This is a genomic window from Pseudomonas sp. LW8 (assembly GCF_041956865.1).
GTDB classification, from domain to species: Bacteria; Pseudomonadota; Gammaproteobacteria; order Pseudomonadales; family Pseudomonadaceae; genus Aquipseudomonas; species Aquipseudomonas siliginis.
Window position 1 is genome coordinate 2,993,435 of record NZ_CP168138.1, and the last position, 21,018, is coordinate 3,014,452.

A 21,018-nucleotide genomic window follows, 5' to 3' on the forward strand; every position below is an offset into this window, starting at 1 on the left:
CTTATTCCTCGGTCAACGCAGAACCGGCGCGATCGAGCAGCGGTTTGAACAAATAGTTGAGGAGTGAACGCTCACCGGTGCGCACGAACATTTCCGCCGGCATGCCGGGCTTGATCACCAGGCCGTTGAGCTTTTCCATGGCCTGATCGCTGACGCTGCTGCGCAACACGTAATACGGCACGCCGGTTTTCTCATCGACCATCTGGTCGGCGGAGATCAGGCTGACTTCGCCGGGCACGCGCGGGGTTTTGCTCTGGTTGAACGCGGTAAATAGAATGTCCACCGGCAAATGCGTGCCGACCTTGTCGATCAGGTTAACCGGCAAGTGCCCCTCCACTTCCAGGGTGGTGCCTTGCGGAACGATCTCCAGCAGGGTTTCGCCCTGACGCACCACAGCGCCTTCGGTGTGCACACCGAGGTTGACTGCCACGCCATCGGCGGTGGCGAGGATCTCGCTGTGTTGCAGGTCGAAACCGGCGGAGGTCAGCTGTTCGGACAGCGTCACGCTTTTGAGCTGGGCATCGGCCAGTTGCGTACGCACTTCCTTCTGGTATTCCTCGCCGTGCTGCTGCAACTTCAGGCGCGATTCAAGGATGCCCTGCTCCACGCGCCCGCTTTCACCGGTGTTTTCCGCCAGTTGCTGCTGCACTTGCGACAGTTGCCGCTGGTAGTCCATCAAGCGGTTGCGCGGGATGTAGCCGTTGTCGGCCAGCGGTTGCAGGTTGCTCAGTTGTTGTTGCAGGGAACTGGCCTGGGCATTGAGGTCGCTGCGCGCGCGGCGCATGCCGGCCAGTTGTGCGGTGGCGCCTTCGATATTGGCGCGCAGTGCCGCTTGTTCCCGGGAGAACGCTTCGCGGCGGCTGCTGAACAGTTGCCGCTGGCCTTCCAGCACCAGCGCCAGGCGCGGGTCCGGGTCGTTGCTCAGCTCGGCCGGAAAGGTCACTTGCTTGAGGTTGTCGCGCTCAGCTTGCCAACGCGCGAGGCTGGCCCAAGCCATGCGGTACTGCGCCTGCAGCGATTGCACATCGGCAGCCACTTGCGTCTGATCAAGGCGGAACAACGGCTGGCCCTGCTTCACGATCTCGCCTTCGCGCACCAGAATCCGGCTGACCACGCCGCTGCTCATCGACTGCACGGCCTTGCGCTTGCCCGAGACCACCACCGTGCCCTGCACCGGAATGCCCTGATCCAGCGGCGCCAGTGCCGCCCAGGTGAAGAAACTGCCAGCGCCGACGATGGCCAGAATCCAGCCCATGCGCGCGAAGAATTTCGCATCACGCTCCGGGCGCTCGGTGAGGTAGGCGTGTTCCATGTTCGCTTCGTTTTCAGTGTTCATGCTGGCGCTGCTCATACACCCGAATTCCTTGTCGAGGGCTGATACTGCCGGCTCATGCTGAGCCCGCCCGGTGTTTGTGCGGCTTTTTCGCGTTGCTGTTCGTGCTGGCCGGAAAGTGCCTTGAGCACATCCTGACTCGGGCCGAACGCCTGCAAACGACCATCGTTGAGCACGAGCAATTTGTCAGCCTGAGCCAGCACCGAAGAACGGTGCGTGACCAGAATCACCGTGGTGCCTTGCGCCTTGAGTTGCGCAATGGCGCTGGCCAGTGCGGCTTCGCCGACGGTGTCGAGGTTGGAATTGGGTTCATCGAGCACCACCAGACTCGGCGTGCCATATAGCGCGCGGGCCAGGGCCACGCGCTGTTTCTGGCCACCGGACAAGCCGCTGCCGTCCTCGCCCAGTTGCGTGTCGTAACCTTGCGGCAGGCGCAGGATCATCTCGTGGACACCGGCCTGTTGCGCGGCGGTGACGACTTTTTGCGGGTCGGCTTCGCTGAAGCGCGCGATGTTCTCCGCGATGCTGCCGCTGAACAATTCGATGTCTTGCGGCAGGTAACCGATGTAGGGACCAAGCTGGTCGCGGTTCCAGCGGTGAATATCGGCACCGTCGAGGCGCACCGTGCCGCCCAGAACCGGCCACACGCCGACCAGCACTCGAGCCAGCGTCGACTTGCCGGAACCAGACGCGCCGAGCACGCCGAGCACTTCGCCAGCGCCCAGCGTGAAATTGACCATGTGCAAAGTGGCCGCACGCTGCCCGGGCGGGCCGGCGCTGACTTGTTCGAAGCTGATCTGGCCATTCGGTGCCGGCAGTGCCATCGCCTCGTCGCTAGGCGGAAACGCCTGCAACAGCGCATCAAGGCGCCGGTAAGCCAGCTTCGCCCCGCTCCACTGCTTCCAAACGGCGATCAACTGATCGATCGGGCTCAGCACGCGTCCCATCAGGATCGAACCGGCGATCATCATCCCCGCCGTCATGTCGCCCTTGATCACCAGCAACGCGCCCAGGCCCAGCACCAACGATTGCAGGCACAGGCGCAGGGTCTTGCTCAGCGAACTGATCACCGCACCGGTGTCGCTGGCCTGGTTCTGCAAACCGAGAAAGCGCGAATGCACCCCGAACCAGCGCTTGCGCAGCGAGCCGAGCATGCCCATCGCCTGAATGGTTTCGGCGTTGTGCAAGTGGCTGGTAGCCAACTGACTGGACTGCTGGGAAAAACCGGCGGCTTCGCCCAACGGTTTTTTGGTCATGTATTCGTTGAGGCAGGCCAGTGCGATCAGCAGCAACGCGCCTGCCGTGGCCAGCACGCCGAGCCAGACGTTGAACAGGTAAATGACAAACAGATAGACCGGGAACCACGGCGCATCGAAGAAGGCGAACAGCGCCGGTCCGGTGACGAACTGGCGAATGTGGGTCAGGTCGCCCAGCGACTGCCCGGCGTTACCCTCGCCCTTGAACAGGTTGCGCTCGAACGCGGCCTGATAGACGCGCAGATTGAAGCGCCGCTCCAATTGGCTGCCGATGCGGATGACGATAAAGCTGCGGATCACTTCCAGCAGGCCGATGAAGGCGAAGAACCCGACCACCATCAACGACAGCATCGCCAGAGTGGTTTCGTTCTGTGACGACAGCACCCGATCGTAAACTTGCAGCATGTAGATCGACGGCACCAGCATCAGCACGTTGATCAACGCGGTGAAACAACCGACGCTGATCAGAATGCTTTTATAGTCGCCCAATGCCTTGATTAACGGAGCGGCCGGAGACTTCGCCATCTTCATTGATTCTTCCTGAGTTCATAGTCTCGTCGGTGCGGACGAGCATTCCATTGATATTTCGCGTACCTGCCAAAGATCATTTGCAAGTAGTGCTTACAATTTCATAACAAGTTGATCGGCTTCGCGGTTATAACGCTCAGTTATTGCAGTACATCAACTTCGCGCAACTACCCAGCCACCGCTTAGTGCCCGACGCGTTCGAGCAAGATAAGCAATTCCGAACTCAACCTGCTTGTGTAAGAGCCATCCCCCCGGCGGCCGAAAAAGGCGATTTTCGAACCCTCCTTGCCAGTGATGGCAATGCCATCGGGTTCTGGAAACCAACCAATCGGGGCTTCGCTCAACCACGCGCCCAGACAATCGGCGCCCTCGCCCAAGGTCTTGTTTGGCGCAAGATCGACAACGCATGTGTTCGACGGTTTGTCTTGCAACGACCGCGTTTCGGGTGTGTCGTTGTGACCGGTCAATGTGGCCTGCCAGCGCCCGGCGAATGCCGAGGGTTCTTCGAGTCTGAGGCTGCTTGCCATGCTTGTCGCTCCGGTCATCATCAGCGTGACTGCCATCAGCCATGCCATCGTCGTGTCAGTTAAAACGTATCGAGTCATAGGAAATTTCACTTCCGCTCGTAGCCTTGCTCGGGGATCAGGCCGATGCAAGCGAAGAAAGCGACGCACGAGGCGCCGCTTTCCTTTCACATCACGCCACGATGTCGCTGGTCGCAGCCTGGCCCACGGTGCTGACGATAAAGTCAGCCACGCCATGCCCGGAGAAATCCACCGACAACAGGCTATTGCCGCCCGACGAGGTCAACACTGCGTCGCCGGCCGAACCGGTGAAGCTGTTGACGAAGTGCAGGCCCGCACCGTTGGTGATGCCGGTCAGGTCGATTTTGTCCAGACCGCTGACGAAATCGAGGATCTGATCGATCGCACCTGGCTTGGAGTCCGAGCTGGCGGCGAACACGAAAGTGTCCGAACCGGCGCCGCCCCACAGCTTGTCGGCACCGCCAGCGCCGTACAGAATGTCGTTACCGGCACCGCCCTTCAGCTCGTTGGCCACGCTGTTGCCGATCAACAGATCGCTGCCGGAACCGCCAATCGCATTCTCGATGACCGCGCCCTTGGCGATCGACACGTTACCGACCATGCCGCCAACGTCGGAGAACGAAGCGCTGTTGAGGTTGATCTTCTGGTTCTGGGTGAAACCGGAGAAATCCAGGGTGTCCTTGCCGCCGGCATCCCACACAGAGAACACCACTTTGTCGCTCGACGACGACGCGCTGAGGAAATCGCGGCCGGTATTGGAGTTGAAGCCGTAGGTGGTGTCGCCGGTGCGGGTGGTGGTGTTGGCGCCGTAGAGTTTCTGGATGGCTGCGATGTCGTCCATCAGCGGGCCGGACGAATAGGCTTCGACGCCGCCCTTGCTGAAGTTCTGGTTGGTGTTACTCTCGCTCCAGTAACTCATGACGCTGTAGCCACGGGTGTCCTGGCCGTAGGTCGCGTCGTTGTAGGTCGGGTTGCCGTTGCCGGCGTTGTAGTCGCCAGGGTGAGCAAGGCCCAGGGTATGGCCGATTTCGTGGGTCAGGGTCTGACGACCGTAGTTGTTCAGATCCGGGTTCTTGTTCTGCGTGTAACCGCTGTTGATCAAGTACCACGAGGTGCCGTCATAACCGGCGCCGGTCCCCGGCAGATAGGCAAACGCCGCAGCGCCATCCTGGCCACCGCTGTAGTTACCGAAGGTCATGTGCCCGTCGCCGCCCGAGGCTCTCTCGGTGAAAGTGACATTGGCCACGTCGGCCCAGGACTGCATGGCGAGCTTGGCCTGAGCCTGTTGCTGCGCGCTGAACTGACTGAACCCGCTGATGCCGTGCTTGTTCATCGTGCTGTTCGAGGCCGAGGTCAGGAACGTGTAGGTCAGTTCGATCTTGCCGCTGCCGTCCTTGTCCTGGTAGGCAGCGCCGTCACGCAGCAATTGCGTAGCCGCCTGATCGACGGAGTACGAGGGTTTGCCATTGACCGTGAGGTTGCCGCCGCGGTCGTACTGATGGCTGAAGCTATTGATCTGGTTGTACGCCGAGCTGAAGGCAGCCAGCTGGAAAGCCTGTTCGGCGGAATCAACAGCATTGGTTTTAACTTTCGACATAAACACACTTCCTTGTTTAGCAATGGAACAGTTTTTGTCCGACAGGACGATCTTTGGCGAGATCGTCCTATCACTCGCCCAATGAAGGCGTAACGAACCTGACACAATTGGAAATCTGTCGTAAAGAGTTTTTTTGCGATCCAATTTGGCTATATCAGGAAACTGCCGTAAACAAAGCGCGCGGGGAGAAAAGATTGTTTTTAGTTGCGATGAGGGCGGAAATTGTCTGACGATTTTCTATTTAAATATTAAATATCGCTAAGTTTGAATTTGTTGGGCAAGTCACACTTTCAGTCAGCGGTGCCAGTGCTTTGATATCAACTATGCTGATTCATTGAATAACAAATGTGGGAGCGAGCCTGCTCGCGAAGGCGCCAAGCCAGTCAACATAAGTGTCGAATGACAAACCGCTTCGCGAGCAGGCTCGCTCCCACAGGGGTCTTGTACGTTGGCCTGAAAAAACTCAGCTGCCGGTACGAATCTTGTTCCAAACCCGCGTCCGGATCCGGTCGATATTCAGCGGCATCGCTTCCAGCGCGAACAGCTTGCCCATCATTTCCGCACTCGGGTAAACCTTGGTGTCGTTCTTGATCGCCGGATCGATGAGCGTGTCCGCCTGTTCGTTGCCATTGGCGTAATGCACGTAATTGGTGATGCCGGCCATGACATCGGGGCGCAGCAGGTAGTTCATGAAGGCGTAGCCGGCCTTTTCGTCCGGTGCGTCGGCGGGCATGGCGACCATGTCGAACCAGATGGCCGCCCCTTCCTTGGGAATCGCATAACCGATCTCGACGCCGTTCTTGGCTTCCTTGGCGCGGTTCTCCGCTTGCAGGATGTCGCCGGAAAAGCCGACTGCTACGCAGATGTCGCCGTTGGCCAGGTCACTGGTGTACTTCGAGGAATGGAAGTAGCTGACGTAGGGCCGCACTTTCATCAGCAAAGCTTCGGCTTTTTTGTAGTCTTCGGGATTCTTGCTGTGGTGCGGCAGGCCGAGGTAGTTAAGTGCCGCCGGGAGCAGTTCCGGGCCGTTGTCGAGGATCGCCACGCCGCACTTTTGCAGTTTTTCCATGTATTCGGGTTTGAAGATCAGATCCCAGGAATCCACCGGCGCGTCGTCGCCCAGCACCGCTTTGACCTTGGCGATGTTGTAGCCGATGCCGGTGCTGCCCCACAGATAAGGGAAACCGTGCTCGTTGTTCGGGTCGTTGGTCTGCAAGGCTTTGAGCAGTGCCGGGTTGAGGTTCTTCCAGTTCGGCAACTGACTCTTGTCGAGTTTCTTCAGCGCCCCACCCTGAATCTGCCGCGCCATGAAGTGGTTCGACGGGAAGACCACGTCGTAACCGGATTTGCCGGTCATCAATTTGCCGTCGAGGGTTTCGTTGCTGTCGTAGACGTCGTAGGTGACGCCGATGCCCGTGTCTTTCTGGAAATTCTTCGTGGTGTCCGGGGCGATGTAGTCGGACCAGTTGTAGACCTTGACCGTCTCGGCCGCGTGACTGACGGAAGCGGCCAGCAGCAGCGGCGCCAATGCGAGGGTTTTCTGGATCATGGGGCGATTCCTGTATGGGCTTTTTTTGTTGGCAGGCAATCAAAGGATCGAACAATCAGAAAATCAGCACGTAGCTCTTGCGCACGGTTTCCTGGATATCCCAGATCCCGAGCGTGTTGGCTGGCAACATCAGTGCGTCGCCGCCTTGTATGTGCAGGGTTTCGCCACCACCGTCGGGGGTGAAGGTGCAGCGCCCGGAAATGAAATGGCAGAACTCCTGCGCGGTGATCTGCCGCCGCCAGCGGCCCGGGGTGCATTCCCAGACGCCGGTTTCGACGCCGTTGTCGCGCTCGACGCTGGTGGTCGAGGCAATTGCGACAGGTTCGCCGAGGGGCACGGCGACCGGGTTGGACTCCTCGAGTTCGAGCGCGGCGGTGTTCTTGAATTGGGTGATGCTCATGGCGTGACCTGTTTGTTGAGGGAAACGGCGTTTAGTGCATGAAACCTTCCATGAACCCGGCGACTTGGCTGGCGAGCTTGCGCCGCCAGGGCGCGGTCGCCGGATTGGCCAGCGTCTGGTCTTCATGCACGAAACTTTTGATGATCGCGTTGTAGCCGAGCCAGCGGCATGGCTCTGGCTCCCAGGCACGCAGCGCGTGAATGCCACCGTCGGGCAGGACCCACGGTTGTTGGGTCAGCTCGCTGTCGCGCTCAAGAATCAAATCGGCCAGCGTCCGGCCGCCGAGATTGCTGGCACCGACGCCCTCCCCGCCATAACCGCCCGATAGCGCGATGCCGTTGCCGCGGTCGCAAAGCATGTGCGGCTTGAAATTCCGCGACATGCCGAGGTTGCCGCCCCAGGCGTGGGTGATTTGCACATTTTTCAGCTGCGGGAACAGTTCGCCGAACAGATAGCGGCGCAACTCGACTTCATCGCGGGTGAGGTTGAAGTCATGGCGTAGCTTGCCGGCGAACTGATAACCGCCACGGGCGCCGAAAATCAGGCGGTTGTCGGCACTGCGCTGGCCATAGGTGACTTGACGGCTGAACTCACTGAAGGCTTGCCCACGATTCAGGCCGATTTCGTCCCAGGTCGCGGCGGACAGCGGCTCGGTGGCGACGATCAGGCTTTGCACCGGCAGCTGATAGCGGCCCAGCGGCGGCAACGTCACCGAATAGCCTTCTACGGCCGGGACGATCCAGCGGCTGCGTACGCTGGCCTCGGCAGTGCGCAAACTGCCGGATTGCCAGTGGGTAACCGGGCTGTTTTCGTAGATTTTCACGCCCATGTTCTGCACGGTACGCGCCAGGCCACGGACCAGTTTCGCTGGGTGAATGGTCGCGACATGGGGGGCGAAGATGCCGCCGTAGGGCTTGGCCACGCGGATCTGCTGGGCCAGTTGCTCGGGACTCAGCCAGCGGTAATCGTCGTCAGTCAGGCCTTGGGCATGCAGCTTGTTCAGGTAATCGCGCAGAACGGTTTCCTGCTCTGGGTAGCGCGCAGCACAATAAAGCACCCCGCCCTTGCGGTAATCGCAGTCGATGCCTTCGCGTTCAACGACGATCTCTACTTCATCAGGAATGCTGTGCAGCAGATCAAACGACGCCCGCCGTTGCTGCGGCGATAAGCCTGCGAGCAAGCGATCCTCACCCAGCAAGTTACCCATCAGCCAGCCGCCATTGCGTCCGGACGCACCGAACCCGGCGGTTTGCGCCTCGATGATGGCGATATCCAGGCCGGGCGCCTGTTTTTTCAGGTAGTACGCCGTCCACAGTCCGGTGTAACCGGCGCCGATGATCGCCACGTCGACATCTAGATCCCGCTCAAGCGCAGGGCGCGCCAGCAGCGGTTCATCGAGCTGATCCATCCACAAACTGATCGTGCGCCACGCCGACATGCCAGACTCCGCCACTGAAAACCTTCGATGGCGTCGATCCTAGTGGCTGCCTTCAGTGGATGTCTTGCGCGCGTGCCCGCAGAGAAATTTGTTTGGCGTAGGCCTTGGGCGACTGGCCGGTGTGCTCGCGAAAGCATTTGTAAAACGCCGACAGCGAATTGAAACCGGCGGCAAACGCCAGCTCGTCGACGCGCAATGGCGGTGCGGCGCTGTCCAGTGCACGCAGCAAATGCTGCAGGCGCGCCTGGTTGACGTAGCGATAAAAGCTTTGCCCGAGTACCTGATTGAGCAGATAGGAAATCTGATTGCGGCTGTACCCGCACTCCTTCGCCACCCGTTGCAGGTCAAGCTCAGGGTCCAGATAGGGCTGCTGCTTTTCGAAATACTGCTGCAGGTCTTCGGCCATGAAGCTCAGTTGGCGCGGTGACAGACCGAGACGACTGACCGCCGGACGGCTCGGTGCCGAACTGCCGTCGGTTTGGGTACGCACCAGCGAGGCGTATTCATTGACGCGCCATATCAGGCCGTCCTTGACCGTGATCGCTTCGCTGGAACGAAACGACACCAGGCCATCGCCGCCACGCAAGGTCACCTCGTACTGAATGAACGCGGTGTTGCCATCCACCCGGATGCGGTCGCAATGCTCGAGCAGTTCGTCGGATTCTCGCGGCATGCTCACGCGCACGTAGTCGCGTAACTCATCCAGTCTGAGTACGCGATTCTGAAAGAAATCGCTGTACTGGATATCGGCGTGATAAAGCGCCATGACGCTGTCCAGATCCCGGTGTTTCCAGCTCAGGTGATAGCGCATGACCGTGGCGGCCGTGGCCTGGGTCTGTTCTGGGCCGTCGTCATCGGCGTGCATAAGCGGCTCGGCAAAAAAGAACCGAGCTTGCCCAACTTCCTCTGCCGCTTCAATGGAAAATCCATGGTGGCGTTTTGGCGATAATCGATGAGCCAGTGACTTACATCAAAAAATGCGAATCAATCGCTAAACGGACTGAAAAAACTCACAGTTTTTTCACACACGGATGCTACTTTTAAAGCTCAAGCACTGGTTGAGCCAATGAAGGCTCTTCCCACCTAACATGAGCAAAAGGAAGCGCTCGATGAAGCAGGCGGGCAACACCATGAATAAAGGGTTCAGCAAAGTCACCTTTCCAAATGCTTGCCAGCTGATGCGCTGGCATTTTCATCCCATGGGTTTCGAGGCGACGATGGATGCGCCGGGCAGCCTGATCGCCCGTCTGTTTGATCGTGCCAGCGGCGAAACCATGATCGCCATTGCCGGCATTCCCTGCGCAACGGTGATGAACGCGGCGGACGTCGAGCGCATCATCGAGGCCATCGAAGATGAGCTGGAAGCTTTCACTCCTCCGGAATCTCTCAAGAACTACGCATAACCGCCTGATTTAAAACAAAAAGCCCGCAGCGATGCGGGCTTTTTTATTGATCAGGCGCTGGCCTTCTCGGTTCGATGATCGACGAAGAACGGCTTGCCCTTGGCAACTCGATCCGATGCCCTCGGCATGTTTACCGCTTGGGTTTCCTGCGGTTCGACGTACCAGTAGCAATGGCTGACGGCGCGCGTGATACCAACGTAGGCAAGGCGCAGGATTTCGTCTTTTTGCGCATTGTCGTACGGCTCGCTATCGCCACTTTTGCCCAATCCCGCCATGCGATACACCTGGTTCTTGTACGGAGAACTGGTCAGATGCTGGCAATCACCCAGCAGGAATACCGCATCAGCCTGCAAGCCTTTGGCGCTGTGATAGGTCAGCTGTTTCAGCCGCCGCGCATCATAGGGCAAGCTCGAATCCACATTAATTACAGGCTGAATATGCTGCTCAATCAATAACTTATCGCTGCTTTTTCGATAAAGCATCAGGATTGAATCACCCCGCCGGTAATGCTCGGCCAGACGCTGCCCCAACGCTTCATCGTCACGCTCAAGCACGTTGACCGGGTGAAGCGGCTTGGGCTCACCACTGGCCTTGGCCTTCTTGCCTGCGATCGCCGGCGCTGCACGGACAATGTGTTCGGCTGCGTCGATGATGTGCTGATGGCTGCGATAGTTGTCACTGAGCATCACTCTCGTGGTGCTCGGGGAAGGAAATTCCTTGTTGAACTCCATGAAGTAGCTCGGAGAACTGCCGCGCCAGCCGTAAATCGACTGCCAGTCATCACCGACGCACAATAGCGACGACCGCTGCGCCCCTCGCCCAACGTGCATGGCCGGGCCACGGCTGCGGATTTCATTGAGGCTGGCGCGAATCCACGAAACGATCTGCGGCGATACGTCCTGGAACTCATCGATCATCAAATGCGCCATAGGCCGCAGCAACTCATCGCTGAGCAGCTTGAGGTTTTCCGGCGAGTGCTCGCTGAACAGCGCGAACATGCGGTTGTAGGTCATCACTGGCGGTTTCTGATCCAGCAGATGATCTTCAAATGCGCGCCAGAACAGGCTCAGGGCCTCAAAGAAAAAACGATCAGGATCGTCCTTGGCGAAGCTCATCCGGCTGACCGCGTCCGGCACATCCAGGCCGAGGTTTTCGATGAAGCCCGCCGCGGCGACAAAATAGTCCAGCAATGGCGCGGATGCCAGCTCGCCCTTGACCTTGTAATCAAATCCGGGACCGGCGCTGGCATCTCCGGCCAACGTCGCAAGAACGCGCCTGGATGACTCGTAACTATCCAGCCATATCAATGGCTTACGGCAGAAAGCTTGAAACAGGGTGCGCTTGACCGCCCATTCTGCGCGGACACTCAGCTTGGCGTTGGGTCGGGTCAGCTGGGCGTTTTCCTTGGGATCAAAGCCGAGCACCACCCAGGCATCGAGGCTGGGAATATAGCCGTGAGCGTGGAACTTCGAGCCATTGATTTCGAAGGCCTGCCGATTCGGCTCGATGCCTTTAATGGGCCACGCCCCTGCACGAAACCATAAATCTTCAATCACATCGCAGAGCTCTTCATCGCGCTTGGCCGCCAGTTCGGTGACCGCCATGCGTTTCTGCACATCGGGGTGGTCGCGTTCCAGTTCCTTTAATTGCAAACCCGCGCGGGACAGCGGCTGGATCAATTGGCGGAAACGCTCATCCTCGTTGAACAAGCGGTGGTAGCAGGCATTGAGTTGTTGCCGTTGCGCGTCGTTGATCCGCAGGTCAAACGGATTGCTGTCGACCTCCTCTGCGCCACTTTGCGGGCGATCGCTGAGGTTCTCGAAGGCCTGCAAGCGCTCGAAACCCGGCAGGCTGCGCACCATCGGCAGGATGCGCGAGTGGAAGGTTCGCACCAGTTCGCGCGCCTGCTTGAGGTTCAGCGGCTGACCCCACAGCGTGAATATTTCGATGAGCTTGTTGATGAAGTCCTTGCGCGATTCACGGGTGAAGGTCACCACGGTCATCGAATCCAGCTCAAAACCCAGATAATGGCTGAGCAACAGTATGCGCAGCACCAATGTGGTCGACTTGCCGGCGCCCGCACCGGCGACCACCGAGGTGGACGGCGTATCGCTGAAGATCATTTTCCATTGCGCGGCGCTGGGCTGGGCGTGGGCCGGGAGCAAACGAGCGACGTCAGCCTTGATGCGTTTTTTCAGTTCGGCGGTGAGCGGCAGGCGCCAGTCATCGAACAGGTGGTTATCGACGCTGGGCGGCCGATGCTCGGTGTTGCGGCTGTCGCGAATCAGCAGCACCTGACGGCCCTCTTCCAGCCCCTCGAGCTTGCCTTCCTTGAAGCCGTACTCGACGCCTGCTGTGTGGCCACTGCGAAATCCGTCAGCTTGCCCGTGCAGCCACGATGCCCGGTGCTGCGCGCGCAGCTTGGTCAACCCGTGACCAAAGAATCGCGCGGCCAGACGCTTGAACCATGGCATCTCGGCCAGTGGACGAAGTTCAGGGGGAAGATCGGGGGTGTGTTGCGCCACGCTGACGGACTCCAGGGTGTGAGGCTGTGGCGGCTATGGTGTCTGGATTTGCCGTCCAGTTCTAGCGAAATGCTTACGGGTCATCGGTTTAGGCGACGAATTGAAAGTCGGATGAGACGATTTTGAGGCACATTCCTATCAAATAACCTGATCATGATGCGGCAGTTTTTGCGCTTTTTATCGATGATTGCCTGATAGATGATCGTCGTCATCAACCACGGGGCCCGCCCCCTGACGAACCTAATTTAAGGAGACGATCATGCTTGAACTCAGACCCTTCAGCTCGCTGGGCGGCGCCCATCATGGCTGGCTGGACGCGCATCACCACTTTTCGTTTGCCGAATACTATGATCCGCAGCGGATGAGCTGGGGTAACTTGCGCGTGTGGAACGACGACATCATCGCCGCAGGCACCGGTTTCCCGCAGCATCCGCACCGCGACATGGAAATCATCACTTACGTGCGTGAAGGTGCCATCACGCACCAAGATAATCTGGGCAACCAGGGCCGCACCGAAGCCGGTGATGTACAAGTGATGAGTGCCGGCACCGGCATCGCCCACAGCGAGTACAACCTAGAAGACAAGGAAACCAAGATCTTCCAGATCTGGATTCTGCCGACCGAAACCGGTGCGCCGCCGTCCTGGGGCGCCAAGCCGTTTCCCAAAGGCGAGCGCGAAGGTTTTGTCACCTTGGCCAGCGGCAAGGACGGCGACGATGAGAGCCTGCACATTCGCGCCAATGCGCGCCTGGTGGCGGCGAACATCAAGGCCGGTGAAACCGCAGAATATCGACTGGATGAAGGACGGCGCGCCTATCTGGTTCCGGCCACTGGCGTGATCGAGGTCAATGGCTTGCGTGCCCAAGCGCGTGACGGTGTGGCGGTAGCCCATGAGCAAGTGCTGACGGTCACGGCGATCGAGGACAGCGAGATCGTACTGGTCGACCTGGCTTGATCTGCAGGCAATAAAAAAGGGCAACCCTCACGGTTGCCCTTTTTCATGTGCGCATCATTTGCTGGAAATGGCGCCGTCTACCAAAGTTTGCGCCTCGGCCACCAGTTGCTTGAGGTGGTCGTCGCCGAGGAAGCTTTCGGCGTAGATCTTGTAGATGTCTTCAGTGCCCGAAGGGCGCGCGGCGAACCAGCCGTTTTCGGTCATGACTTTCAGACCACCAATGGCCTGATCGTTGCCCGGTGCATGGCTGAGGATGCTCTGGATCTTCTCGCCTGCCAGCTCGGTCGAGGTGACCTGCTCCGGCGCCAGCTTGCTCAGCAGTGCCTTCTGCTCAGGGTTGGCCTTGGCGTCGACGCGTACCGAGAACGGTTCGCCCAGTTCGTCGGTCAGCGCGCGGTAGGCCTGGCTTGGATCGCGCCCGGTGCGCGCCGTCATTTCAGCGGCGAGCAAGGCTGGAATCAGACCGTCCTTGTCGGTGCTCCATACACCGCCATCCTTGCGCAGGAACGAGGCGCCAGCACTCTCTTCACCGCCAAAACCCAGCGAACCATCGAACAGGCCATCGGCGAACCACTTGAAACCAACCGGCACTTCGTAGAGACGACGGCCCAGGCGCTTGGCCACGCGGTCGATCAGGCCGCTGCTGACCACGGTTTTGCCGACAGCGGCATCAGCGCGCCATTGCGGACGGTTCTGGAACAGGTAGTCGATGGATACCGCCAGATAGTTGTTCGGCGCGAGCAAACCACCGGACGGCGTGACGATGCCGTGGCGGTCATGATCCGGGTCGCAGGCAAACGCCACGTCGAAGCGCTCTTTCAGGCCGATCAGGCCCTGCATTGCGTGGCTGGACGATGGGTCCATACGGATCTGACCGTCCCAGTCGACGGTCATGAAACGGAACGTTGAATCGACCTGTTTATTCACCACTTCCAGGTCGAGACGATAGTGTTCGGCAATGGCCGACCAGTAGCGCACCCCTGCTCCGCCCAGCGGATCGACACCCAGACGCAGCTTGGCATCACGGATGGCATCAAAGTCGATGACGTTGATCAGGTCGGCGACATAGGTGTTCAGGTAATCGTGACGATGGGTCGTGCTGGCCTTGAGCGCCTGCTCGTAGCTGATGCGTTTGACCCCGGCCAGTTTGTTCGCCAGCAGCTCGTTGGCCTTGGCTTCGATCCACTTGGTGATGTGGGTATCGGCCGGGCCACCGTTGGTTGGGTTGTATTTGTAGCCACCGCTTTGTGGCGGGTTGTGCGACGGCGTGATGACGATACCGTCAGCCAGGCCGGAGGTACGGCCGCGGTTGTAGCAGAGAATGGCGTGGGAAATTGCCGGGGTCGGTGTGTACTCATCGCCTTCGGCGATCATCACGGTGACGCCGTTGGCGGCGAGGACTTCCAGTGCGCTGGCGCCCGCCGGGGTCGACAGTGCATGGGTGTCGATGCCGACGAACAGCGGGCCGGTGATGCCCTGGGCTTCGCGATACAGGCAGATCGCCTGGCTGATGGCCAGAACGTGCCATTCGTTGAAACTCAAATCGAACGAACTGCCGCGGTGGCCGGACGTGCCGAACGCCACTCGCTGGGTAGAAATCGATGCATCAGGCTGGCCGGTGTAATAGGCCGTAACCAGTCGCGGGATGTCGACCAACAGTTCTGCCGGTGCCGGTTTGCCCGCAAAAGGACTGAGTGTCATGCAAAAACCTCTGAAATCGGAGTGGTTCAGGAAATGCAGCGCAGTTTACTGGCAGTTTGACCACTGTGCGACGGGATGTATCCGAAACTCGCCCGATGTTTTTTAACGTTATTGACCGGGCGACAGGCGCAAGGCATCGCCGAGCAAGCCGATGACACTCGGCAAATCCCGCTCGCCATGGTTCAGCGCGCTCAAACGCAGATGGTCCGCGTGCAAGCCCTGCAGACTGAACAGCTCGCCCGGCGCCACGATGATCTGTTGCTTGAGCAGGCGATGAAAGACGCTTGCCATGTCGACCGGGCGTAACGAACGCACCCACACCGTCGCCCCGCCCTGCGGCTCGACAATCTGCAGGGTATCGCCCAGACGTTCGCGCAGTACCTGAATCAACACGGCTCGCCGCTCACCCAGCATTCGCCGCAACACGAATAAATGCTGATCAAGCCGTCCGCCATTCAACAGCCGCGCAATCGCCTTTTGGCGAATGGGCGACAAGCGAAACGCCCGCAGCAGAAAATGGCGCTGCAATTCCTCGCGCCAGTGACGCGACAAGACAAAGCCGAATGGTGCTTCGGCGCCGATGAATTTCTCGAAAGTGGAAAACACCAGCAGACGATCAGGATCGAGCCAACTGCGCAAACGCTGCGAATCATTGCGCTCGTCAAGCTCGCTGTAGCAGTCGTTTTCCAGTACCCAGACGCCATGATGATTGAGCAACTGCGCCGTGGCCTGCTGACACTCGCGAGTGAAACCGTTGCCTTGGGGCATGCTCAGCACGGAAGACAGCAGGATCAAACGAACCGGCTCGTTCTTCAGCAGTGATTCGAGTGCCGACAGATCGAGCACGCCTCGGGCAAGCAATGGCCACTCGATCACGCGTACTCCGCACGACTCGAGCAGGCGCAGGATGACCCAGTCGCACGGTGATTCGACAATCACGGTGGCCTGACGCAATCCAAGCACCGAAATCAGAATCTCCAGGACCCCGCGCAGATCAGCACCGATATAAATGTCATCGGCGTGCCAGAAGTGCTCTGTCGAGCTGGTATACCGCGCCGCCAGCGCAACCCGCAGTTCCAGTTCACCGCAAGGCTGCACGAATGTCTGCAACTGACGCGGGTATTGACGCAAGAGCTCACGTTCCGAGGTCAGCAACGGACTGTCCAACGGTTGCAGCGAGGCCGGTTCGTCAGCACTCAACACACACATCCCGGGACGCCTGGCGTTGACGTACAGGGTCTCCAGCAGGTCATTGCCGTTGCCGGGTGCATCCATGCTGAACTGCGCTTGCGCGTAATACCCTGACTTGGCGATCGAATAGACCCGGCCTTCCTTTTCCAGAAGCGAATAGGCGTATTGCACAGTTGAGATGGAGACATTCAGCCGGTCCGCCAGTTGTCGCAAGGAAGGCATGCGTACCGCCCCACCACCTCCGGCAGCATCAATCAGCGTTGTCAGATATCGATAAACTGCCTGATAAACAAAGTCGTTGTCCCGCGCGCCCTTCACACCCTCATTTCCGTAGATATTGGTTCACAATCCAGGCTCTGGCTCACCGTCAGCGTTCCGTCGACCGCTCGAACGGAGCAGCCGAACGCGCCTCGTCCGACCCCGAACTCTCTGAGGAGAATTGCGCAGGTGCATCAATCTGCACAGGACCCATCGCATACAGGCGATTCAACAGCCTGACTGGCAAGCCGCTGACTTCCGTCAGCCACTTCATCACCTGCTCAGGTGCGTGCAGACCCTGCATGGCGCGGTGCAGGTCCGGCATAGCGACCAGCATGCCGGGATGACAGTTGCGCAGGAAGCGTTCGAGACCTTTGCCGTTGTCGATGAACGGCGCAAACAGCAGGCACGCCAACTGCGTTTCGGTCAATCCGAAACCATTACTGAGGTAATCCTCGGCAAGCATCCGCAGTTGTTCTGGCCCGCCGGCGTTGTCGTAGCTGGCCAGCAAGTGCTCGCAGACGGTTTCGGCAACCTGCTTTCGCCGCATGTCGGCCAGCGTGTGCCGGACGTAATCGTCGATGCCCGCCTCATAGGCGCGCCCCTCGATGAACCGTGCGTACAAACCTCGCACATGTGCCGAAATCAGAGGATCAGCAAACACCGCTTCGCCCTGGTACAGCGCCAGATCATCAGGTTCATAACCGAGAAACTCGCCCAACAGCGGCCAGCGGTCCTCGAGCTTGCCGACCATCATGTCGTTGATGTCGATAAAACTGGTGCGCCGGCAGGCTTCGAACTCACCTTCCGGCCGCCACACGGTCCGGTCATCATCGGCACGCAGTTCCCGGTAAAAGTCATCACCGAGCTCGTCGAGCAGAGGAAAAAGCATTTCGAATCCGGCATTGACCAGGCCTGGAGCCGGTATTGCCACTCGCTGCATCGCGCGGTTCAGGCCTTCGAGGAAATGCTGCTGACTGCCTTTGGTTTCGGTGCTGATCATGGCATCGACGCCGTTGTTCCAGCGCGCGATCTGGCTGTAGTACTCGGCCGTCGCCAGGTAGGCGTCATCCCATAATTCAGGCGTTTCCAGCCAGGTGCGACAGTGCCCCACCAGCAGCAGATTGACCCGGCTGGCCTCGCGCCCTTCATTGCTGACAGGCGTGCGATGGTCGAACGGCAGGACCTCGCGGTTATCCACCATCAGCACCTCGACCCGCGGATCGTCATAAAGGAATAGCGCGCTGTAGCTGCGATGCAGGTTTTGCAGGGCGAGCGGGCTGTCGCCATTCCAGCGCAGGGAAGCCACGCGCAGCTGAAAGGTCGCCGGAGCACGGCCGGCAATAGTCAACTGAGCGGCCCGGAGCAAGGCCAGGGTATAGCAACCGTCACGCAGGCCGGACTGAGGCACCAGCACCTTGAATTGCCCAATGTTTTCCATGCCGCCTGCGGCCACCACCAAGCGCTGTATCAGCAACTGCAATGCCGTGCGCTCGGCTCGGGAAAAGAAACTCAGCAAACGCTGCAATACTTGCTGATAGACATAGTTCATTGCCTGATCATGGATCGTGCTCATCGGTATTTACCCGGTATCAAAAGTTTCATGCCGCGCAGACATGACAGTAGGCGCGCGGCAATTGGATCAATAAGTAATAGACGCTGAAATGCTAACACTTACAAAGTTGTAGTTATTTGAAACACTTCACCTAAACAAAGCCTTCCAGATGCCAGGCTGGACGCTCAACCACCCGTATTCATTGGCCTTTCGCCACTCAACAATGTTCTGAGGAAACTTCCCACAACGTCCCACGCCAAATCATTACAAGAAAAAGAGAAGCAACTTCCGAATCGCCCTACAGCAATTAAACAGAAATTGACGAAGCCAGCTGAGCCAGCCATTTGATATTGCATCGGACAAATTGAATGCACAGCCATAGCTCATTCCTTGAGATGAAAGTAATCATTCAATTATCAGTGCTTACAGTGTGATTAGAAGATACAGATGAACGGCAAAAACCAGTTCAGTTGCTGAAAAGGCCAATGCTTCGATATCGGGGAGGGTTTACTGACAGCGGAGGGAATAAACAGAAAAGAGTCCGTGGGGGCCACGGACTCTGATGAGCGGATTTACGCGGTTTCCACTTGCAGGGCCACTCGCTCGCGGCATGGGCATTCGTCCATGTAGCGATGTGCTTCGACGAACTCGTTGAACGGGAATACACGAGTCTTGAGCGGCAGGAGCACGCGGTCAGCGGTCAACTGGTTGATGTCACGCAAAGCACGCTGCAGAGCGACGTGGTCCTGGACAATGCCCAGCTCCGGCTTGCCGGTGAAGTTGCCGATGCAGTGCACAAAGAACTGAATGTTCTTCTGAAACGCTGCACACGCCGGGAACGGGGTCTGGTTACCACCTTGCAGCCCGTACAGCACCAGACTGCCGCGTGGCGCCAGCACATCGCCGAGCAACGACATCTGCGGGCCGCCAAGACCATCGAACACCACATCGACGCCGCGGTTGTCGGTGATCTTGTTGATACGCATCAACAGATCTTCCTCTTCGGTGACGATGACCTTCTCCGCACCGAGGGACAGCAGGTACTCCCGCTCCTCCGCCGATTTGGTCGCGGCGATCACTCGCACACCCAGCGCCTTGCCCAATTGCACAAACGACGGGCCGGCGCAGTGGCTGGCGTCAGTCACCAGCGCAAATTGACCCGGTTTGACCCGCGCCAGATCGGCATAAGCGAAGTAGGCGATCAGCAGCGGCGTGTAATGCACGCTCGCTTCGATCGGGCTGAGCACATCGGGATAACGGGTCAGCGCGGTGCGTGGCAGGACGATGGACTCGCCGTACACCGGATAGTCGTTCGGGCTTTCCGCAGGAAAACTGGCCACTTTGTCGCCGACGGACAGGTCTTCGACATCAGCGCCCACCGCAGTGACCACGCCAGCCATTTCATGACCGAGGCCCGAAGGCAGACGTGCCTGGGACGACGCCAGATTCTGGCGCCACAGGGTGTCGTACCAACTGATGCCGATTGCCTCGACACGCACCTGCACTTCGCCAGGACCTGGCTGAGCAGCCGCATGCTCTTCGCATTTGAGCACCTCGGCCGGACCAAACTTGTGAAAACGGATCGTGCGGGACATCGCAAACCTCGTCAAAGTAACCTCTAATGCCATGAACTCTATCTGGGCTTTGGACCCAAGACCATCAGTGGCTATTAATAGTCGACATGCCTGTCATTGATTCCGCATCAAGGGCGGCATTGGCAAAATCCATGAAAAAAGGCCTGCCACCGTCGCAGTAAAGCTGAATTTTCCGGTGCAGAGTACCAGCCTTTCCCCGTAAGATTCATGCCGGCCATTGTTCTCATATGGCCGCCCTCGTCAAGTTTGATGACTCTGCCAGGACTCCAGATGAATCGTAATGACCTGCGTCGTGTCGACCTGAACCTGCTGATCGTGTTCGAAACATTGATGCACGAACGCAGTGTGACTCGGGCCGCGGAAAAATTGTTCCTCGGCCAACCGGCTATCAGTGCGGCGCTGTCGCGCCTGCGCAGCCTGTTTGACGATCCCTTGTTTGTCCGCACCGGTCGCAGCATGGAACCTTCCGCGCGCGCGGTGGAAATCTTCGCCCTGCTCTCGCCTGCCCTTGATTCGATCTCGACCGCCGTCAGTCGTGCCGCCGATTTTGATCCGGCGACCAGCACCTCGGTGTTTCGCATCGGTTTGTCCGACGACGTCGAATTCGCCCTGCTGCCGATGCTGCTCAAGCGCCTGCGCGCCGAAGCACCAGGCATCGTCCTCGTGGTGCGGCGGGTCAACTACATCTTGATGCCGGGCCTGCTGGCCTCCGGCGAGATTTCCATCGGCGTCAGCTACACCACCGACCTGCCGGCCAACGCCAAGCGCAAGGTCCTGCGCCGCAGCGCACCGAAGCTGCTGCGCGCCGACACCGTGCCGGGGCCGCTGAGCCTGGACGACTACTGCGCCCGACCGCATGCACTGGTGTCGTTCGCTGGCGACCTCAGTGGTTTTGTCGATGAAGAACTGGAAAAACTCGGACGCAAACGGCACGTGGTGCTGGCGGTGCCACAGTTCAACGGACTGGGCACGCTGCTGGCGGGCACCGATATCGTCGCGACCGTGCCGGATTACACGGCTGAGGCACTGACGGCGGCTGGAGGGCTTCGTGCTGAAGATCCGCCGCTGCCGACGCGGACCTTTGAATTGCACATGGCATGGCGTGGGTCGCAGGATAACGACCCGGGAGAGCGGTGGTTGAGGTCGCGGATTCAGATGTTTTTTGGCGATCCGGATAGTCTGTAGCCGG

General features: G+C 59.1%; 16 protein-coding genes. 3 read left to right on the forward strand and 13 right to left on the reverse strand.

The window, feature by feature from the left end:
* Nucleotide 1: 1 nt before the first annotated feature.
* From AB9L16_RS13595 to AB9L16_RS13630, 8 genes are all read right to left on the reverse strand, one after another.
* Nucleotides 2-1,351, reverse strand: coding sequence for an HlyD family type I secretion periplasmic adaptor subunit (locus AB9L16_RS13595; RefSeq protein WP_375122230.1), 1,350 nt, complete (start codon nucleotides 1,349-1,351; stop codon nucleotides 2-4).
* Nucleotides 1,348-3,120, reverse strand: coding sequence for a type I secretion system permease/ATPase (locus AB9L16_RS13600; protein WP_375122231.1), 1,773 nt, complete (start codon nucleotides 3,118-3,120; stop codon nucleotides 1,348-1,350). The genes AB9L16_RS13595 and AB9L16_RS13600 overlap by 4 nt, the downstream gene beginning before the upstream one ends.
* Before the next feature lie 179 nt (nucleotides 3,121-3,299).
* Nucleotides 3,300-3,722 carry an AprI/Inh family metalloprotease inhibitor gene (locus tag AB9L16_RS13605; protein ID WP_375122232.1) on the reverse strand — a complete coding sequence of 141 codons (423 nt, stop codon included), beginning with the start codon at nucleotides 3,720-3,722 and terminating at the stop codon, nucleotides 3,300-3,302.
* Between the two features lie 91 nt (nucleotides 3,723-3,813).
* Nucleotides 3,814-5,259, reverse strand: coding sequence for a serralysin family metalloprotease (locus tag AB9L16_RS13610; protein WP_375122233.1), 1,446 nt, complete (start codon nucleotides 5,257-5,259; stop codon nucleotides 3,814-3,816).
* Nucleotides 5,260-5,722: 463 nt separating this feature from the next.
* On the reverse strand, nucleotides 5,723-6,808 hold the full coding sequence (locus AB9L16_RS13615; RefSeq protein WP_150740902.1) for a polyamine ABC transporter substrate-binding protein: 1,086 nt from the start codon (nucleotides 6,806-6,808) through the stop codon (nucleotides 5,723-5,725).
* Nucleotides 6,809-6,863: 55 nt separating this feature from the next.
* Complete coding sequence (locus AB9L16_RS13620) at nucleotides 6,864-7,208, reverse strand: cupin domain-containing protein (RefSeq protein WP_256809967.1); 345 nt, start codon at nucleotides 7,206-7,208, stop codon at nucleotides 6,864-6,866.
* Between the two features lie 31 nt (nucleotides 7,209-7,239).
* Nucleotides 7,240-8,646 (reverse strand): NAD(P)/FAD-dependent oxidoreductase, encoded by a 1,407-nt coding sequence (locus AB9L16_RS13625; RefSeq protein ID WP_375122234.1) that lies wholly within the window; start codon nucleotides 8,644-8,646, stop codon nucleotides 7,240-7,242.
* A 52-nt stretch (nucleotides 8,647-8,698) separates the two neighbouring features.
* Nucleotides 8,699-9,511 carry a nuclear transport factor 2 family protein gene (locus AB9L16_RS13630; protein WP_095180091.1) on the reverse strand — a complete coding sequence of 271 codons (813 nt, stop codon included), beginning with the start codon at nucleotides 9,509-9,511 and terminating at the stop codon, nucleotides 8,699-8,701.
* Between the two features lie 265 nt (nucleotides 9,512-9,776).
* On the opposite strand from AB9L16_RS13630, the gene AB9L16_RS13635 reads away from it, so the two are divergent.
* Nucleotides 9,777-10,049 carry a DUF1652 domain-containing protein gene (locus tag AB9L16_RS13635; RefSeq protein WP_041480416.1) on the forward strand — a complete coding sequence of 91 codons (273 nt, stop codon included), beginning with the start codon at nucleotides 9,777-9,779 and terminating at the stop codon, nucleotides 10,047-10,049.
* A 50-nt stretch (nucleotides 10,050-10,099) separates the two neighbouring features.
* Here the strand turns inward: AB9L16_RS13635 and AB9L16_RS13640 are convergent, their stop codons facing one another.
* Nucleotides 10,100-12,574, reverse strand: coding sequence for a UvrD-helicase domain-containing protein (locus tag AB9L16_RS13640; protein ID WP_375122235.1), 2,475 nt, complete (start codon nucleotides 12,572-12,574; stop codon nucleotides 10,100-10,102).
* Between the two features lie 259 nt (nucleotides 12,575-12,833).
* On the opposite strand from AB9L16_RS13640, the gene AB9L16_RS13645 reads away from it, so the two are divergent.
* A complete protein-coding gene (locus AB9L16_RS13645; protein ID WP_305380849.1) occupies nucleotides 12,834-13,529 on the forward strand; it encodes a pirin family protein in 696 nt (231 codons plus the stop codon).
* Nucleotides 13,530-13,583: 54 nt separating this feature from the next.
* Here the strand turns inward: AB9L16_RS13645 and pgm are convergent, their stop codons facing one another.
* The 4 genes from pgm to AB9L16_RS13665 form a co-directional block, all read right to left on the reverse strand.
* Nucleotides 13,584-15,230: a phosphoglucomutase (alpha-D-glucose-1,6-bisphosphate-dependent) gene (pgm, locus tag AB9L16_RS13650; RefSeq protein ID WP_056789815.1), complete on the reverse strand. Its 1,647-nt coding sequence runs from the start codon at nucleotides 15,228-15,230 to the stop codon at nucleotides 13,584-13,586.
* A 108-nt stretch (nucleotides 15,231-15,338) separates the two neighbouring features.
* The gene (locus AB9L16_RS13655) at nucleotides 15,339-16,739 is read right to left on the reverse strand and encodes a PLP-dependent aminotransferase family protein (RefSeq protein ID WP_095180094.1); all 1,401 of its coding nucleotides are present in this window, start codon (nucleotides 16,737-16,739) and stop codon (nucleotides 15,339-15,341) included.
* Nucleotides 16,740-16,788: 49 nt separating this feature from the next.
* Complete coding sequence (locus AB9L16_RS13660; RefSeq protein WP_375122236.1) at nucleotides 16,789-18,255, reverse strand: hypothetical protein; 1,467 nt, start codon at nucleotides 18,253-18,255, stop codon at nucleotides 16,789-16,791.
* A 551-nt stretch (nucleotides 18,256-18,806) separates the two neighbouring features.
* On the reverse strand, nucleotides 18,807-19,829 hold the full coding sequence (locus tag AB9L16_RS13665; protein WP_095180096.1) for a zinc-dependent alcohol dehydrogenase family protein: 1,023 nt from the start codon (nucleotides 19,827-19,829) through the stop codon (nucleotides 18,807-18,809).
* Between the two features lie 270 nt (nucleotides 19,830-20,099).
* On the opposite strand from AB9L16_RS13665, the gene AB9L16_RS13670 reads away from it, so the two are divergent.
* Entirely contained in the window at nucleotides 20,100-21,014 is a 915-nt protein-coding gene (locus AB9L16_RS13670) for a LysR family transcriptional regulator (RefSeq protein WP_016774850.1), read from the forward strand.
* Nucleotides 21,015-21,018: the final 4 nt, after the last annotated feature.

Excerpts from the sequence above, each read along its gene's own strand:
- AB9L16_RS13595 (WP_375122230.1), bottom strand. The coding sequence starts at position 1,351 with ATGAGCAGCGCCAGCATGAACACTGAAAACGAAGCGAACATGGAACAC.
- AB9L16_RS13600 (WP_375122231.1), bottom strand. The coding sequence starts at position 3,120 with ATGAAGATGGCGAAGTCTCCGGCCGCTCCGTTAATCAAGGCATTGGGC.
- AB9L16_RS13605 (WP_375122232.1), bottom strand. The coding sequence starts at position 3,722 with ATGACTCGATACGTTTTAACTGACACGACGATGGCATGGCTGATGGCA.
- AB9L16_RS13610 (WP_375122233.1), bottom strand. The coding sequence starts at position 5,259 with ATGTCGAAAGTTAAAACCAATGCTGTTGATTCCGCCGAACAGGCTTTC.
- AB9L16_RS13615 (WP_150740902.1), bottom strand. The coding sequence starts at position 6,808 with ATGATCCAGAAAACCCTCGCATTGGCGCCGCTGCTGCTGGCCGCTTCC.
- AB9L16_RS13620 (WP_256809967.1), bottom strand. The coding sequence starts at position 7,208 with ATGAGCATCACCCAATTCAAGAACACCGCCGCGCTCGAACTCGAGGAG.
- AB9L16_RS13625 (WP_375122234.1), bottom strand. The coding sequence starts at position 8,646 with ATGTCGGCGTGGCGCACGATCAGTTTGTGGATGGATCAGCTCGATGAA.
- AB9L16_RS13630 (WP_095180091.1), bottom strand. The coding sequence starts at position 9,511 with ATGCACGCCGATGACGACGGCCCAGAACAGACCCAGGCCACGGCCGCC.
- AB9L16_RS13635 (WP_041480416.1), top strand. The coding sequence starts at position 9,777 with ATGAATAAAGGGTTCAGCAAAGTCACCTTTCCAAATGCTTGCCAGCTG.
- AB9L16_RS13645 (WP_305380849.1), top strand. The coding sequence starts at position 12,834 with ATGCTTGAACTCAGACCCTTCAGCTCGCTGGGCGGCGCCCATCATGGC.
- pgm (WP_056789815.1), bottom strand. The coding sequence starts at position 15,230 with ATGACACTCAGTCCTTTTGCGGGCAAACCGGCACCGGCAGAACTGTTG.
- AB9L16_RS13660 (WP_375122236.1), bottom strand. The coding sequence starts at position 18,255 with ATGAGCACGATCCATGATCAGGCAATGAACTATGTCTATCAGCAAGTA.
- AB9L16_RS13665 (WP_095180096.1), bottom strand. The coding sequence starts at position 19,829 with ATGTCCCGCACGATCCGTTTTCACAAGTTTGGTCCGGCCGAGGTGCTC.
- AB9L16_RS13670 (WP_016774850.1), top strand. The coding sequence starts at position 20,100 with ATGAATCGTAATGACCTGCGTCGTGTCGACCTGAACCTGCTGATCGTG.